The sequence below is a fragment of the Streptomyces sp. SID10853 genome, assembly GCF_010548145.1.
In the GTDB taxonomy this organism is placed as follows: domain Bacteria; phylum Actinomycetota; class Actinomycetes; order Streptomycetales; family Streptomycetaceae; genus Streptomyces.
This window is the reverse complement of sequence record NZ_JAAGLN010000010.1, coordinates 13,656-29,758: the sequence shown is the minus strand read 5'-3', so window position 1 is coordinate 29,758 and position 16,103 is coordinate 13,656. Positions and strand designations below refer to the sequence as shown.

At 72.5% G+C, this 16,103-nt stretch carries 12 protein-coding genes; 7 read left to right on the top strand and 5 right to left on the bottom strand.

Annotated elements, in window-relative coordinates; genetic code table 11:
* The first annotated feature begins 139 nt into the window (after nucleotides 1-139).
* A complete protein-coding gene (locus G3I19_RS04275) occupies nucleotides 140-2,260 on the top strand; it encodes an ATP-binding protein (RefSeq protein WP_164259610.1) in 2,121 nt (706 codons plus the stop codon).
* Nucleotides 2,261-2,355: 95 nt separating this feature from the next.
* Here G3I19_RS04275 and G3I19_RS04270 read toward each other — a convergent pair whose 3' ends face one another.
* The 3 genes from G3I19_RS04270 to G3I19_RS04255 form a co-directional block, all read right to left on the bottom strand.
* On the bottom strand, nucleotides 2,356-4,155 hold the full coding sequence (locus tag G3I19_RS04270; RefSeq protein ID WP_343234982.1) for a hypothetical protein: 1,800 nt from the start codon (nucleotides 4,153-4,155) through the stop codon (nucleotides 2,356-2,358).
* 102 nt (nucleotides 4,156-4,257) lie between these two features.
* Entirely contained in the window at nucleotides 4,258-5,463 is a 1,206-nt protein-coding gene (locus G3I19_RS04260; protein WP_164259609.1) for an amidohydrolase, read from the bottom strand.
* On the bottom strand, nucleotides 5,460-6,839 hold the full coding sequence (locus tag G3I19_RS04255) for an MFS transporter (protein WP_239073954.1): 1,380 nt from the start codon (nucleotides 6,837-6,839) through the stop codon (nucleotides 5,460-5,462). The genes G3I19_RS04260 and G3I19_RS04255 overlap by 4 nt, the downstream gene beginning before the upstream one ends.
* 201 nt (nucleotides 6,840-7,040) lie before the next feature.
* On the opposite strand from G3I19_RS04255, the gene G3I19_RS04250 reads away from it, so the two are divergent.
* On the top strand, nucleotides 7,041-8,060 hold the full coding sequence (locus G3I19_RS04250) for an Lrp/AsnC family transcriptional regulator (protein ID WP_164259605.1): 1,020 nt from the start codon (nucleotides 7,041-7,043) through the stop codon (nucleotides 8,058-8,060).
* A gap of 43 nt (nucleotides 8,061-8,103) precedes the next feature.
* Here the strand turns inward: G3I19_RS04250 and G3I19_RS04245 are convergent, their stop codons facing one another.
* On the bottom strand, nucleotides 8,104-9,300 hold the full coding sequence (locus G3I19_RS04245; protein ID WP_239073953.1) for a serine hydrolase: 1,197 nt from the start codon (nucleotides 9,298-9,300) through the stop codon (nucleotides 8,104-8,106).
* An 86-nt stretch (nucleotides 9,301-9,386) separates the two neighbouring features.
* The gene (locus tag G3I19_RS04240) at nucleotides 9,387-10,028 is read right to left on the bottom strand and encodes a TetR/AcrR family transcriptional regulator (RefSeq protein ID WP_164259603.1); all 642 of its coding nucleotides are present in this window, start codon (nucleotides 10,026-10,028) and stop codon (nucleotides 9,387-9,389) included.
* Between the two features lie 130 nt (nucleotides 10,029-10,158).
* On the opposite strand from G3I19_RS04240, the gene G3I19_RS04235 reads away from it, so the two are divergent.
* The 5 genes from G3I19_RS04235 to G3I19_RS04215 all read left to right on the top strand — a co-directional run bounded on the left by G3I19_RS04235 (nucleotide 10,159) and on the right by G3I19_RS04215 (nucleotide 15,975).
* Nucleotides 10,159-11,715 carry a long-chain fatty acid--CoA ligase gene (locus G3I19_RS04235; RefSeq protein WP_164259602.1) on the top strand — a complete coding sequence of 519 codons (1,557 nt, stop codon included), beginning with the start codon at nucleotides 10,159-10,161 and terminating at the stop codon, nucleotides 11,713-11,715.
* Between the two features lie 44 nt (nucleotides 11,716-11,759).
* Nucleotides 11,760-12,929, top strand: a complete 1,170-nt coding sequence (locus G3I19_RS04230) for an acyl-CoA dehydrogenase (RefSeq protein WP_164259600.1) — start codon at nucleotides 11,760-11,762, stop codon at nucleotides 12,927-12,929.
* A gap of 93 nt (nucleotides 12,930-13,022) precedes the next feature.
* Nucleotides 13,023-14,444: an MFS transporter gene (locus G3I19_RS04225; RefSeq protein WP_343234981.1), complete on the top strand. Its 1,422-nt coding sequence runs from the start codon at nucleotides 13,023-13,025 to the stop codon at nucleotides 14,442-14,444.
* A gap of 167 nt (nucleotides 14,445-14,611) precedes the next feature.
* Entirely contained in the window at nucleotides 14,612-15,232 is a 621-nt protein-coding gene (locus G3I19_RS04220) for a sigma-70 family RNA polymerase sigma factor (RefSeq protein WP_343234980.1), read from the top strand.
* Entirely contained in the window at nucleotides 15,217-15,975 is a 759-nt protein-coding gene (locus G3I19_RS04215) for a hypothetical protein (protein ID WP_164259599.1), read from the top strand. Before G3I19_RS04220 ends, G3I19_RS04215 begins: the two co-directional genes overlap by 16 nt.
* The last annotated feature ends 128 nt before the right edge of the window (nucleotides 15,976-16,103 follow it).

The window sequence follows — 16,103 nt, the reverse complement described above, 5'->3', positions numbered from 1 at the left end:
GGCGCCGTCACCGCCTCATCGGCCGTTCCCGATGCCCTCCCCCCGAAGCGGAGTTGACGTGGCTTCATATGTTTCCCGGAGCTCCGTTCGCGGCGTAAAGTCCGGCAAAGTCGGTTCGGTGACCAGGGGAGGGCCCGACGTGCTGGAGGTTGTGGCGCTGAGCGCGCTGACCGCGTTTCTCACCGCGGCGGGTAACGGGGCCGCGGGGGAGATGGGCAAGCAGCTCCTCCTGACGACCGGCGCACTGGCGAGGAGAACCCTCGGCAGGGAGGCGCCACTGCCGTCGGGGCCGGACGAGTGGCGGTCACTGGCGGGCCAGGTGCACGCACGGCTGGGCGGCGACCCGCAGCTGGCCGACGAGTGGGCGCGGCTCGTCCGCAGCCTCCCCGAGCAGCCCACGGAACTGGCCCGAGCACGTGAACTGCCCTCCGCGACACGGTATTTCACCGATCGCCAGAAGGTGCTCAAGAAGTTGAAGCGGGAAGCGACCCGGCCGGCTGCCGGGCGGCCGCGGGTCGCACTGCTCCATGGGCCGCCCGGGGTCGGTACCACCGAGGTCGCCCTCCGGCTGGGCTCCGAGCTCGACTCCCGGTTCCCCGACGGGCAGTTCTATGCCGACCTGCGGGACACATCGGGCGGTCATGGTCCGGATCCGGCCACTGTGCTGCTGCGTCTGCTCCGGCAGATGGGTGTCACGCCGGACCGGATGCCGACGACCGCGCCCGGACGCGAGCAGCTCTACCGGCGGCTCACCGCGGGCCGCAGAGCCCTGGTGGTGGTCGACCACGCGTCGTCCGTCGCCCAGGTCCGCACCCTCGTCCCGGCCACCCCCGATGTCTTTCTGCTGGTGGTTGTCTCCGGGCGGCCCTTCGCTCTGGAGGCCGAACGGGTCGCCGTCCCCGCCCTGACCGACCGGTACGCGGTGCAGATGATGCGCAAGGTGGCGGGGCGGCAGGAGATCGCCCGGGCCAGGGCCCGGATGCCCGGGGTGCTGGAACACTGCGCGGGCAACGCCTACGCGCTGAAGGCCGAGGCGATGAGCCTGCTGGCCGAGGAGACCGTCGCGCAGCAGCGGGCCGCGGGGCCGTCGGCCCGCCACCCGGTGCGCGACGCCGCCCGGCGCGCCTGTGACCGCCTCGGGCCGGAGACGGCGCGGCTGGTCAGGCTGACGGCGCTGGGCGGCTGGCCCGCCATCGACGCGTACCTCGCCGCCGCTGCCGCCGACGTCGGGCCACAGGAGGCGGCTCGGATGCTCGAAGACGCGGTGGCGGCCCAGCTGCTGGACTTCGTGGCCGACGGGCGTTACCGCTTCCGCCCCGAAGTAGGGCGTTATCTGGCCGAAACGGCAGGCCCCGAGCACGGTGTCGCCGAATGCTCCGCCGCCGTGGAGCGCGCCCTCGACGCCCTGCTCAACCGCGCCCTGCACGCCGCCCATGCCGCCCTGCCGCAGAGCTGGCGCACCGAGCCCGCGCCGGATGCCGGGGAGGCGTACCCAGACGAGGCACAGGGCGTGGCGGTGCTGGCGGCGGAGGTGGGCAACCTGGTCCGCGCGGTGTCCGTGGCGGAGGAGCACCAGCACATCACGACGGCGCTGCGGCTGGCGCGCGCCCTGTGGCCACTCCAGCTCAAGGCCGGGTACTGGGACGAGGTGCTGCCCGCGCTGCGGGCGGCCGCCCGGTGCGCCGACGAGCACCAGCCGCGTTCACGTACAGCGGCGGGGATCCACTTCCAGCTCGCCCACTGTCTCGGTGAGCTGAAGCAGGGGGAGGAAGCAGGGCGGTCGGCGCGTGCGGCCGTCGAGTGCGAGCGGGCGGCGGGGCACGTACGGGGCGAGGCGTCGTCCGTCGAGTTGCTGGGCCTGCTGAGCCTCTACCAGCTGCGGTGGGAGGCCGCGTACGAGCGGTTCACCGAGGCCGAGGGCATCTACCGGCGGATCACTCCGGGGCAGGAGGGGGAGCGGGATGTGGCACGCGCCCTCGCACTGGCCGAGCGGCATCAGGGCCGGGCGCTGCGGGGCCTGGGCCGCTTCGCGGAGTCACAGCGCCTCCTGGAGTCCGCGGCCCGCTTCTTCGGTGAGCAGGGCGAGGACTACAACCGGGCACGCGCCCTCACCGACCTGGCCGACACCCTCCACGACGCGGGCGAGAACGCCGAGGCGCTGACGAAGGCCGGCGAGGCGGAGGGGCTGCTCACCCCGGCGGCCGCTCCGCATCTGCGGTATCTCGCGGGGCTGCGGCTGCGCTGCGAGGGCGGCCGCTAGGGCCTGTCGTCAAAGGGCCGCCTGCCGCGCGGCGCCCGGCACGCGCTCTCGGGCTGTTGTCGAGGGCTGCTGATCCGCTCCGGCGTTCGGGCCGGTCAGGCTTCCGCGACGGTCACCGGGTGCACGCCTTCGGCCGTGTGGACCCGGAGCGTGACGCCGCCGGGCGGCACGCTCTGCCCGTCGGCCAGCCAGGCGTGCAGCGACGAGGCGTACGCCGCGGGGTCGGCGTCCGCGTCCGGGCCCGCGGACAGCCGGAACAGGCCGTGCCGCCGACTGCGTACGGTGCAGTCGTCCGGTCCGCTCACGTAAGCGGCGACGCGACAGTGCGGATGCCGGCCGAGGATCTCGGCCGTCCACACCCCGGGCCCGCCCAGCCGCGGATCGTCCGCGGACCCGGCGCGCACGATCACGTCGGCCAGTTCCAGGTCGCCCGGGTCACGGGTGTCCTCGTGCACCGCGAGGTGGACGTCGCCCTTCGCGTCGTAGGGGAGTCCGGTGGACCGCTCGATCACGATGTCCGTGCCGCTGACGCGGGTGAGCACCCGCAGCGGAGCCGTCCGGTGCGGTGGATCGTACGGAGGCAGGGGCAGCGGTTCGAGGAGGGCGGGGGCAGCGGGCTCGGGAAGGTCCATCAGTGTGTAGAAATGGCGCCGCAGGAGCGCCGCGGACGCGCCGGGGGCCGAGGTGACGAACTCGGCGGGGTCGGCCGCCGGGCGGTGGCCGGACAGCAGCTGTTCGATCTGGGGGCGCAGCGGGCCGTGCGGATCGAGCCGCGGGGCGTCCCGGACGAACGCGGCGAGCGGCGTCTCCGGGTCCAGCCGCTCCTGTCCGGTGGCCGCCAGCAGCACCGGGACACCGAGAGCGGACGCGTAGTAGGAGACGGCACCGAAGTCACCGATCACGGCGTCGGCGGCCAGGAGCGCCTGCCGCCAGGCGTGTGCGGGGTCGACGAGGGCCAGCCCGCCGCGGCGGGCCCGGTCCAGCCAGGCGCGGACCTGGCCGGGGCCGTGTCCGTACCAGATGTTGGGGTGCAGGACGGCGGCCGGCCGGTAGTCGTCGGCGGGCAACTCCGCGGTGAGCCGTGGGAGAAGACCCGGCAGGACGTCGTGACCGCCGCCGCTGCCGAAGAAACCTTCCGGGTTCCATGTGGAGTTCAGTACGACGAGCCGTTGGCCTCGCCGTACGCCCAGGGCCCGCCGGAAGCGGTCGCGGTACGGGCGCGCGGCGAGCATGCGGTCGAAGCACGGGTCGCCGGCGAGCACGGAGATGTCCACGGCCTCGGGGCAGACACGGCACAGCCGCTCCAGCTGTTCCGGATGGGAGAGCACGAGGCCGTCCATGAACGGTTTGCCGTCCGCGAGCAGCCACTCGGGCGACAGACCGAACGTCGGCTCCCGGCTCCCGGCTCCCGGCTCCCGGCTCCCGGCTCCCGGCTCCCGGCTCCCGGCTCCCGGCTCCCGGCTCCCGGCTCCCGGCTCCCGGCTCCCGGCTCCCGGCTCCCGGCTCCCGGCTCCCGGCTCCGCGAGCTTCTTAGTGTATCCCACGCCATGGGAAATGATGGACAATTTCCCCTGAATCAAAGGGAGTTGACCGCCGAAACTCGCCGAGACCGCGAGGTCGACGGGCGTCGAGAGCGCCTGCTCCCACGGCAGCACGGGGAGAGCCAGGCCGTCGAAGAGCTCGTCGAGTCCGCCCTGGAAGGCGGAGGATCCCGTCGAGGTGACGAGCAGCTGGACGCGGAAGTCGTCATGGAAGAGTGACAGCACGTCCAGCAGGCGGCCGGCGGAGGTGGCGTTGTGGACCACCACCAGGACCCGGCGCTGCACCGTGCGGCTGGTCCAGCGTCCGGACTCCCGCCCGACCGGCACACGTATCGGCAGGGGTTCGGCCCGCACTTGTGCTCCTCCCGGGCGTATGTGGTCCCATCGGGCGATCACCCTAGCCGTACGCCGCTCCCGTCCGCGGGGCAGGGCACACGCCGTCTGCCGCGGCCCAGGTCACCTGCCGCGCCGCTCCCGTACTCCGTCGAGCAGCCGGCTCCGCTGCTCCGGTGCGGCCGCCAGCGCGGCGCCGGTCAGCGCCAGCGCGGTGGCGCCGTCGAGGACCGCGCGGTCGGCGCCCCCGCTCTTGCCGTACGCGGTGAACTCGGGGGTGTGCTGCCTGGCGCCGCCCGTCTCGTAGCCGATCGTCGGGTGGATCGTGGGGACGTACTGCGAGACGTTGCCCATGTCGGTCGACGCCATCGACTCGCCGTGCAGCGGCGTCGCCGTGCGGCCCAGTTCGCCGAGCGCCGCCACGTACGCCTGCGTCATCACTGCGTCCTGGCGCAGGTCGTGGAACTCCCGCCCGTGCGCCTCAAGTTCCAGCTCGGCACCGGTGGCCAGCGCCCCGGCCTCGAAGCAGGCGCGTACCCGCTGGTGCGCCGCGCCGAGCTGTTCCACGGTCAGCGCCCTGACCTCGCAGCGTGCGCCGGTGCGGGCGGGGATGATGTTCACGGCCTGCCCGCCGTCGGTGACGATGCCGTGCACCACCACACCCGGCGGCAGCTGCTGGCGCAGCAGCCCTATGGCGGTGTGCGCGACGGTCATCGCGTCGAGGGCGTTGATCCCTTCCCAGGGGGCCATCGCGGCGTGCGAGGGCTTGCCGCGGTAGGTGACGTCCCAGGCTCCGACGGCCAGCGACGAGGCACCGACCGTGTCGTCAGGTGCGGCGTGCACCATCATCGCCGCGGCCACGTCGTCGAAGACTCCGGCGTCGAGGAGGAGGACCTTCCCGCCGATGTCCTCCTCGGCGGGTGTGCCGATCAGCTTGACGGTCAGGCCGAGTTCGTCCGCCACGGCGGCGAGACCGAGGGCTGCGCCGACGGCCGCGGCCCCGTTGACGTTGTGCCCGCAGGCGTGCCCGATGCCGGGCAGGGCGTCGTACTCGGCGCAGAACCCGATGACGAGTTCGCCGGTTCCGCGGGTGGCGACGAGCGCCGTGGGGAGGTCCGCGACCCCCCGGGTGACGGCGAAGCCCGCCGTTTCGAGCAGGTCCCCGATCCTGGCGGCCGCGCGGTGTTCCTGGAGGGCCGTCTCGGGTTCGTCGTGCAGGGCGTGGCTGAGGCCCACGAGCTGTTCGCTCCAGGAGCCGACCGCATCGGCCACAATCCTGCGGGTGTCCGAGGCGTCCAGGGCGTCCAGTGTGTCCGGGGTGTCGGTCATGCGAGCTCTCCGCTCTGTGTCAGGTGCTGATCATGGGTGGCGTCCGTCCCGCGCGAACCGCGGTAGCGCAGGGCCAGGGCCGTACCGGCGACGGCCACCGCCGCGCACGCGCCCCAGCCCCACAGGTAGCCGGACTCGGCGACGTGCGAGGTGCCCGGTGTGACGTGGGCCTCGAAGAACGCGGCGATCACCGCGGCGCCGATGGCCGCGCCGAGCGACAGGGCCAGTTCGTTGAGGCCGACCGCGAGGGCCGTCTCCCGTTCCGCGACGGCCTCGGCCGACAGGGTCCGCGAGATCGACTCGAAGAGCCCGGTGGCGAGCCCCACCACCAGGGCGCAGACGACGTACTGGGGGAGGGTGCGGTGGAAGACGGCCATCCCCACGAAGCCCAGCGCGATGAGGCCGCCGCCCGACGCGAGGACGGCGCGGTCGCCGAGCCTCCGGGTGAGGCGCGGGGTGAGGGCGGATCCGGCGAACCCGGCGGTCACCATGGCGAGCGAGATCGTGGCGATGGCCTGCGGCCCCAGGTCCATGCCGTAACCGGTCTCCGCCCGCGAGGCGCCCAGGAAGAGGGCGTTGGCGCCGAGGAAGCCGATGGTGCCGAAGGAGGCGCAGAAGGTGAATCCGCTGACCACCGCGAGGCGCGGGTTGCTCAGCATCCGTACGCTGACCAGCGGGTGCGCCGAGCGCCGCTCGACCGCCACCCAGGCCGCCAGGACGACGACGGCCCCGACGGCGAGAGCGAGCGTACGCGGCGCCCCCCAGCCCCAGGTGCCGCCCTGCGCGAGCACCAGGACGAGCGCCACCAGCCCCGCTGTGAGCAGCACCGCGGCCCCGTAGTGGAAGCGGCCGCCGCGCGGTGCGTCGCTGGCGGGCAGCGCGATGGCCGCGACCACGGCGAGTACGGCGACCGGGACGGCCGTCCACAGCCCGGCCTCCGCGTGCCGTTCGCTGAGCGAGCCCGCCACCAGGCCGCCGACGCCGATCGAGAGGAGCAGGACCCCGACGAGGAGGGAGATCCCGGTGCGGTTCCGCTCGGGTGCGCGGGAGCGCAGGATGCCCACGAGCAGCGGGAAGAAGCCGACGAGCGCGCCCTGCAGTACGACGCCGACGGCCAGCGTCACGGCGGTCGGCCGCACGGCGATCAGCAGCGAGCCGCCCGCCACCATCGCGACGCACACCCGCAGGAGTCTGCGGTGCCCGTACAGGTCACCGAGGCGGGAGAGCAGCGGCGTCATCACCGCGAAGGCCACCTGGGACAGCAGATAGATGTTGTTCTGTCCCACGGTGCTGATGTGCAGACTGAGGCCGACCTCGGGCAGCAACGGGGTCAGATAGCCCTGGACGATGCCGCCCAGCAGGATCACGACCGCCATCGTCCCGAGCATGCCGGGTCCGGAACTGAGCGCTCCGGGTCCGCGTTCCGTTCCAGATATGCGTGTGTGCACAGCTTCACCTCTGGATCACTGGGGGTCCGGGGAACTTTGGTGGCCGGAACCGAATGTGGTGGCTACTGTGCGGGCGGGGACACAAACGTCCTCGAATATTCATTGATTCGTCCGTACGAAGGGCTTGTGATGCGAGAAACGGTCACCGCCAGCGAACTCGACCTCGCCCTGGTGAACGCCCTCCAGCTGCGCCCCAGGGCTTCGTGGTCGGAGCTGGCTCCGCTGCTCGGGGTGACCGCGGGCACGCTGGCGCGGCGCTGGGAGCGGCTGACGGGGGAGGGGCTGGCCTGGGTGTACGCGGCGCCGGGCCGGGAGTTCTCCCGTAACCGCTGCTCGGCCTTCGTCCTGCTGCGCTGCCTTCCCGGGGACCGGACCCGGCTGATGGCGGAGCTGAGCGCGCTCCCGGAGGCCGTGACGATCGAGCTGACCGGGCACGGCACCGCCGACCTGCTCCTCGACGTGCTCGCCCCGGATCTGACGGCGCTCACCCGGTTCCTCGGCGAGAAGCTGGACCGGATGGCGGGCATTGTCTCGGTGACCTGCCTGTTCACCACGTCCCTGTACGTCGAGGGCAGCCGCTGGCGGCTGCGCTCGCTGGCCCCCGCGCAGCTGACGGCGCTCGGCAGCCCGTCGGCCGCGCGGGGGGAGCCCGCGGGTACGGTCCCGCTCGACGCCGTCGACCGGGCCCTGCTGCACGAGCTGGTCCGGGACGGCCGGCTCGGCCTTGCCGAACTGGCCGAGCGCACGGCGACCAGCCCGGCCACCGTCCGCCGCAGGCTGCGCCGCCTCACGGATTCGTCGGTCCTGACCTTCCGCTGCGACATCGCCTCCGCGCTGGCCGGCCGTCCGGTCCCGGTCTCGCTGCTCGGGCAGGTGCCGGCGCGGGACATCGGCACCACCCACCGCACCCTCGCGGCCCTGCCCGAATGCCGCCTGGTCGCGGCCGTGACCGGGCCGGCGAACATCTTCGTCACGCTCTGGGTGCACGACCTCGGTGACATCCAGCGCCGCGAGACCGCCCTGTGCGCCCGGCTGCCCACCCTCACGGTGACCGACCGCATCGTGGGCCTGCACACGGTCAAACGGATGGGGCATCTGCTCGACGACGAGGGCCGCCGGGTGGGGGTGCAGCCGATCTCGCCCTGGTAGCCGGGACCGGCTGCACCCCGGCGTACCGGGCCGGCGGCTGCTCTCAGCCGTTGAGGTGGGCGCCCACCAGGTGGAACGCCTCGACCAGCGGGACCTGCGGCACCGCCGGTGACATGACCTGGGAGCCGAAGTGCACGACGACGAGGTCGAGTCCGGGGGAGACGAACAGGCGCTGCCCGTGGATGCCGCTGGCCATGAAGGAGCCGTAGGGGTCGTTCGGAATCCACCACAGGTCGTGGTACGAGAGTGTGGCGGGTGTGCTCGCGGGCGCCGCGGGGAAGCGGACGCGCCGGGCGTACTCGGGGACGGGCGCGGTGATGGCGGCGGCCACCGATTCCGGCACCACCTGACGGCCCCCGGACGTACCGCCGCAGCGGATCATCTCGCCGAGCCTGGCCACGTCCCGTGCGGTCGCGCTGAACCCGCCGCAGGCGGACTCGGCGCCCTCGGAGTCCAGGATGTAGTAGGCGTCCTCCTCCGCCCCGATGCGGGACCAGAGGAGTTCGGACAGCAGCGCCGATACGGTCGTCCCGGTGACGCGGCGCAGGACGTGGGCGAGTGCCTCCACGTTGCCGTTCTCGTAACGGAATCCGGTGCCGGGGGCGGCGGTCGCCCGTGCGGTGGCGAGGTGTTCGCGGATGGTGGCCGGGCCGGTGTAGCCGTACGGGCGCAGTTGCGGGGCGAGGATGGCGGCGTAACGCTGCGCCTCCAGGGCCTTGTCGTAGGGGCGGCCCGCGTAACTCATCTGGGTGCCCATGTGGAGCAGGTGGCCGACTTCGGCCTCTCCGAAGGCCGTTGCGGCCAGTTCGGGTACGTACGAGGAGACCCGGGCCGTCCGGTCGACCAGTCCCTGGTGTTCGAGTATCGCCGTCAGCAGGCCGATGTACGACTTCGCCGCCGACGCGTTGAAGTGCGGGACGTGGGACTCGTAGCCGTGCAGATAGGTCTCGTGGACGACGGTTCCCCGGTGGAGGACGAGGAAGGCGTCCGTCTGCGCCGCGGCGAACACCTCGGGCAGCGGGACCGTGCGGCCGTCGCGGGTGGTGAGCCGGAGGCTGTCGATGCCCGAGTCCCGCTCCGCCACCGGCAGTTCGCGTGGCCGGTCCTGGCCGCGCCAGACACGGCGGCTGGGCACCGTCTCGCGGCCCGCGGTGCTGTGCCGGCGCACCCACGCCGGATCCGTGAAACCCCGTGCCCAGACGAGGTCCGCCAACGAGGACATCTCCACCGGCTGCGTCATGCGCTCACTCCTGCCTATCGGTTGAAGTACCGATAGATACCATACGGACTGTTCAGTAAGTGAGGGGTGTGGGCGGCGTACGGGGGTCAGGGCGTGCTGTCGACGGCCCCCGGTGCGTCCGAGGGGGCGAGGCCCGAGGCCCACACCCGCCCGTACACGGACAGGTCCCGCAGATGCCCGGTGATCTCGGCCGCGCTGTACCCGGTGTCGTTCTCCACCCACCAGGTCAGCAGACCGAGCAGCTCGCCGGTCCAGGCCCGCGCGATGACGTCGAACGGAATGCGCGGGGTGACGCCGAGCTCCCGGGCGCGCTCGCGGAACAGCCGCTCGACCCGGTCGCAGGTGATCTCGGTGAACTCCCGCAGCGCCCGGCCGTCGCCCTCGCCCCGCAGGATGACCCGGTAGACGGGCCTCTCCTGCTCCGCGTGCTGGAAGATGTAGAGCACCGGGAGGCCGGTGAAGCCCTGGGCCTGGGCCTGTTCGACGGCCGGCAGCAGCCGTTCCCTGTCCGCGGCGAGGTCCCGGACGACGTCCACGAGCAGGTCCTCCTTGTCGCGGTAGTGGGCGTAGAAGGTGGCGCGGGCGACATCGGCCCGCTCCGTGAGCTCCTCCACGGTGATCGCGTGGAATCCCTGCTCCAGGACCAGGCCGACGAGGGCCGAGCGCAGTGCGTGACGGGTGCGGCGGACACGGCGGTCCTCGGCGGGCTTGGGGGCTGCGGGCTTCATGGCCGGATCATTTCCTCTTCGTGCGAACCGTTGACCTGACACTAACGCTGCATTTACGTTCTCGTACACCAAGATAGTTTCTGAACAACTTGTTCAGGAACTGATCGTTGAGAACTGTGCATGGAGCGCGATGAACCTCGGACGGTACGTACGCAGGACAGCCGGCCACCAGCCCGACGCCGAAGCCGTGGTCTGCGGGGTGACCCGGCTCAGCTACGCGGCCCTCGACGAGCACAGCGACCGGCTCGCCACCGCACTGCGCGACCTCGGCCTGCGCAAGGGCGACTGTGTGGCGACCCTCGCGGGAAACCGCGCGGAACTCGTCGTCACGGAGCTGGCCCTCTACAAGGCGGCGCTGGTGCGCGCCCCGGTCAACGCCCGGCTCGGCGAACGCGAAGTGGCCCATCTGCTGCGCGAGTCGGGCGCGCGCGTCCTGCTCACCGACGCCGCGCACCTGGACGCGGCACGGCACGCGGTGCCCGGCAGCGGCGTGCGGACGGTGATCGGCTACGACGGCCCGAGCGACCTCGGACCCGGCTACGCCGGTGTACTCGCCGACGCTGCCCCCGAACCCGTCGACACCGGCTGCGACGACGGCGACCCTGCCGTACTGCACTTCACCTCCGGCTCGACCGGCAAGCTCAAGGCCGCGATCCAGACGTACGGCAACCGCGCCGCGGTGATGCGCAAGATGGTGATGGGGCCCGACACCCGGGTCGGCCCCGGTGACCGGCAGATCCTGGCGGGTCCCGTGACCCACGCCTCCGGCATGCCGCTGCTCGGCATCTTCTTCGCGGGCGGGTGCGCGGTCGTGCTGCCGAGCTGGGACGCCGAAGGCTTCCTCGCCACCGTCCAGCAGGAGCGCGCGACACACGCGTTCGTCGTCCCCACCATGGTCAACGCCGTGCTCGCGCTGCCGGACGCCCGCTCCTACGACCTCTCCACGCTGCGCCAGCTGATCTACGGAGCCGCCCCCATGGCGCCCCAACGCATCCGCGAGGCATGGGAGTTGTTCGGCCCGGTGCTCTCCCAGGGGTACGGCTGCGGGGAGACCACTTCGGGTGTGCTGTTCCTGTCGACCGACGACCACCGGCGCGCCATCGAGGGCGAGGACGAGGAACTGCTGCTGTCCTGCGGCCGCCCGCGTGCCGAGGCGGAGGTCGCCGTCGTGGACGAGCACGGGGCGCCGGTGCCGGACGGCGAGATCGGCGAGATAGCCGTACGGGGCCCCGACGTCGTACCCGGGTACTACAACGAACCCGCCCTCACCGCCGCGTCCTTCCGCGACGGCTGGTTCCTCACCGGCGACCTCGCGCGCCGCCGTGCGGACGGCTATGTCTTCATCGTCGACCGCAAGAAGGACATGATCATCTCCGGCGGTTTCAACATCTACGCCGTCGAGGTCGAGTCCGTCCTGCACCAGCATCCGCAGGTGTACGCGGCTGCCGTCGTCGGTGTCCCCGACGACCGGTGGGGCGAGGCGGTCAAGGCCGTCGTCGTACCGCGCGAGGGCAGCAAGCCGACCGAGGCCGAACTCATCGCGTTCTGCGCCGAACGGCTGGCCCGTATGAAGAAGCCCCGCTCGGTCGACTTCGTCGCCGCACTGCCGCACAACCCCAACGGCAAGGTCGACCGCCGTGCGATCCGCGACCCCTACTGGGCGGGCTCGGAGCGCCGCGTCCACTGAGGTCTGCCACCGCTGCCCCGACCCCCGCCGAACAGGAGCCACCCATGCCCTTCACCCTCGAACCCTCCTACGACGACAACCCGCGCCTGCAGGCCCTGGTCACCGGCCTGCGCCGCTACCTCCACGAGGAGCTGATCCCCTACGAGCGCGAGCGGGGCCTCACCCCGGAGACCAGGCTCGACCGGCCGACCCTCGAACACGTCTGGAAACGCAGCCGCGAACTCGGCTTCTACGGCGTCAGCCTCCCCGCCGAGCTGGGCGGACAGGGCCTGAGCCTGACCGAACTCTGCGCACTCAAGGAGGAGCTGACCGCGTCCGGCGCCGTGCTGTCGCACTCGGTCCTCGGTGACATGGGCGGACCGCTGCGCGCCGGCTCCATCGTCAAGTACGCCACCGACCACCAGAGGGAGCGCTATCTGCTGCCCGTCATCCGGGGCGAGCGCGCCTGCTGCTTCTCCATCACCGAGCAGGACGCGGGCTCGGACGTACGGCGCATGACCACCACCGCCACACCCGACGGCGACTCGTACGTCCTCACCGGCCGGAAGGTGTTCAGCTCGGCGGCCCCCTTCGCCGACTTCGCCGTGGTCGTCGCCCGCATGGCCGGTACGGAGGAGTCGTACAGCGCGTTCCTCGTCGACCTCGACAGCCCGGGCTGCCGGGTCCTGGACGGTGATGTCCCCATGTCCGGGCAGCAGATGGAGGGAGACCTGGACTTCGACGGCTGCCGTGTCCCCGCCGCGAACCTCCTGGGCGAGATCGGCCAGGGGCTGCGCATCGGCATCGGCCGCATCACCCTCAACCGCCTCCTGCACTGCCCCTCGCTCATCGGGGCGGCACGGCGCGCCTGGGACCTGTCCGTCGCGTACTCCAGGAGCCGCGTCGCCTTCGGGCAGCCGCTCCTCGCCCTCCAGGCCATCCAGCACAAGCTCGCCGACATGGCCACCGACATCTACGCCGCCCGCTCCGCGGTCATGGCCACGGCCGCCCGCGCCGACCAGGGGGCGGACATCGGTGTCGAGGCCAACATGTGCAAGCTGCTCACCGCCGAGTCCTGTTTCCGCGTCGCCGACCAGGCCGTACAGATCCACGGCAAGGCCGGGCTCACCCGCGGCCACGAGGTCGAGCAGATCTTCCGGACGCTGCGCATGTTCCGTGTCGTCACCGGCACCAGCGAGATCCACAAGAACGCGATCGCCAAGTCGCTGATGTGAGCGGCGGCGGCCGGCCGGCTGGGGGCGCGCCGGGCGGGGGACCGCCCGCCGCCCCTGGCCCCCCGCTCCTCCCCGAACCCGCAGGAGTCACTCGTGGCACCCCGACCTCAGCCCCAGCTCTCCGCCGACGGGGACACCGACGGCCGCACCGCGCCACTCCCCGCCCACGACCGCCGCCGCGCCTGGCTCGTCACGGGCCTCATCGTGGCCTTCATGGTCGTCAACTTCGCCGACAAATCCGTCCTGGGCCTGGCCGCCGTACCGGTCATGGACGACCTGCACATCAGCAACGGCACCTACGGGCTCATCTCCAGCTCCTTCTTCCTGCTGTTCAGCCTCTCCGGTCTGGTCGTCGGGTTCTTCTCCTCGCGGATGTCCAGCCGGCTGCTGCTGTTCGTCATGGGGCTGCTGTGGGCGGTGGCCCAGCTCCCGGTCCTCGTCGTGGCCACGGTCCCCACCCTGGTCGCCGGGCGGCTGCTGCTCGGCGCCGCCGAGGGCCCCGCGGCCTCCATGTCCATGCACGCCCTGTACAAGTGGTTCCCGCCCGAGCGGCGCGGGCTGCCGTCGGCGCTGCAGATCGGCGGCGCGGCGCTGGGCACCCTGATCGCGGCACCGGTGGTCACCTGGCTCATCAGCGCCTTCGGCTGGCGTTCGGCGTTCGCCGCGCTCGGCCTGGCCGGTGCGGTGTGGAGCCTGCTGTGGTGGAAGGGCGGGCACGACGGCCCTTACGACGACGCCCGCCGGCCCAGCGAGGAGACCACCGGGCCAGGTCACGAGCCGGGCCACGAGCCGGGCCAGGAGCCAGGTCACGAGCCGGGCCAGGAGGGCGCCGTACCGCACCCCGCCGACCGGCTGCCCTACCGCAGGCTCCTGTTCACCGGCACGGTGCTGGGAAGCATATCCAGCGCATTCGGCGCCTCCTGGGCGCTGTCCCTGAGCCAGGCCTGGCTGCCCGCCTATCTCCGGACGCAGCTCGGTATGGCGCCGGGGGCGGCGGCGACCACGGTCAGCGCCGTCGCGGCCTTCAGCCTTGTCCTCCTGCTGACGGTCTCGCCGTTCGTGGACCTGCTCAAATCGCGGGGAGTGTCCAGCCGTTGGTCGTGCGGGGCGCTGCAGGGCGCGGTCGTGTGCGTCGCGGGCGCGGCCATGGCGGCTTTCCCGTTCGTGGACGCCCCGGGGCCGCGCTTCCTGCTCATCGCCGTGGCCTTCGGCTGCGCCGGTGTCGCCGTGCCCCTGCACTACATGACCACGGCCGAGGCGGTCCCCACCGCGCAGCGGGGCGCGGTGTTCGGCATCGTCGCCGCGACCGGCACCCTGCCCGGCCTCGTCGCTCCCGCGCTCACCGGGCATCTCATCGACGCCGGGGCCACACAACAGGGCGGATACAGCGCCGCGTTCCTCCTCACCGCGGGCGTCATGCTCGCCGCCGGGGCGGTGGCCATCACGGTCATCAGACCGGAACGCGACGCGCGGCGCCTGGGCCTGTGCGTGGGAGGAGGCCGGGGCGGGGCGTAGGCCGAGGCGTGGGTCCGGGAGGGGACGGGAAGTACTAGGCGTACGGAGAAGGGCGGCCGGGGCGTACGGCCGCGCGGGTTCTTCGGCCGCTGGTTCAACACTTGCGGCGTGGCCCGCGTATCCCCTGAGGAATACGTCGTCTCCGGGAATGGATGCACCATGGCAGCGTGGCGCGGAATGGGATGCGGGCAGCCGTGGCGGTGAGCGGTGGTCCGCTGCAGTGGTTTCGCGGGCGGTCCAAAGTGGTGGACCCGGAGCCCGGGCCCGCCGGAATGCGGACCGAGCGCGAAGTGCGGGCTGCCTACGATCTCTACGGCGGCGAGCTCTTCGGGTTCGCCTTCAGGGCTCTGGACGACCGGCAGCTCGCCGAGGACGTCGTACAGGAGACGTTCGTCCGGGCCTGGCGGTCACCGCGTGGTTTCGATCCGGACCAGGGCAGCCTGCGGACCTGGCTGTTCGCCATTGTCCGTAACGGAGTGGTGGACGCCATACGGCGGCGCAAGGTCCGGGAGGGGCCGGGGTGTTCGCCGTGGGACGCGGTGCCCGAGCAGTCCCCGGGGTTCGACCCCGTGGACCAGCTTCTTGAGCGGATTCAGCTCGCTGAGGCACTGGAGCGTTTGAGCCCGCAACACCGGGAGGCGGTGGTGGAGGTGTACTTCGGTGGTCGTACCTGCGCGGAACTGGGTGAGGAGCTGGGCATCTCGGCGTCCACCATGCGCAGCCGGCTGTATTACGGGGTGCGTTCGCTCCGGCTCGTCCTGGAGGAGAACGGGTGGCTGGCGTCATGAACAAGGAGTGCCTGCTCTACGGCCCGTTGCTGACCGAGCATCTGCTGCTCGGGACACCGCTGCCGGAGGAACTGTCCCGGCACGTCGACGGGTGCCCCGAGTGCGCCCGTGAAGTCTCCCTGACGGACGACGTGGTGCGGACCCTGCGGCGGGCGGACCCGCTCGCCGGCCGGATCGCGGCGCGCGCCCCCGCACCGCGTGCGCGGCCGTCGGAGGATCTCGTCGACCGGATCCGCCGGGACATGGACGCCGGCCGCGACGACGGTGACGCCGGCCGGGACATGCACGCCGGCCGAGACGTGTACGCCGGCCGGAATGGGTACGCCGGCCGGTCCCGGCGTCCCGGCCGGCGGTTCGCCCTCGGCGTCGCCGCCGCCTTCGTCACGGCGGCCGCCGTGGCCGTCCCGCTCACCTTGCACCAGGACCGGCCGGCTCCGGCGACGTCCGCGGCGTCGGTGGTACTGCACCGCCAGGGCCGCATGGTCGAGCGGCCGTGGGGCACCGAAGTCCCGGTGGCGCTGTCCGGGCTCCGGCCGGGAGAGACGTACCGCATGATGACCGTCAACGCCGCCGGTAAGCGGGTTCCCGGGGGCAGCGTGCGGGCCGCGACCGGTGATCCGGTGTCCACGCGGATGGTGACGGCCATGCGCCGGGCGACCATCACCGGCCTGATCGTCGAGGACGCCCACGGACATGTCGTGGGCCGGGTCCCCGTCGTGAAGCTGCCGCCCCCGTCGGCCTGACAGCCGCGAAGAACACCTCCTGGCGCTGGATTCCCCTGGGCCGTCAGGCGATGCGGCATGTGCATGCACATGGTCCGCAGGAAAAAGAGAATGTGACGGGGGTGGGAGGCGGAGGACCGGCCGCCGTC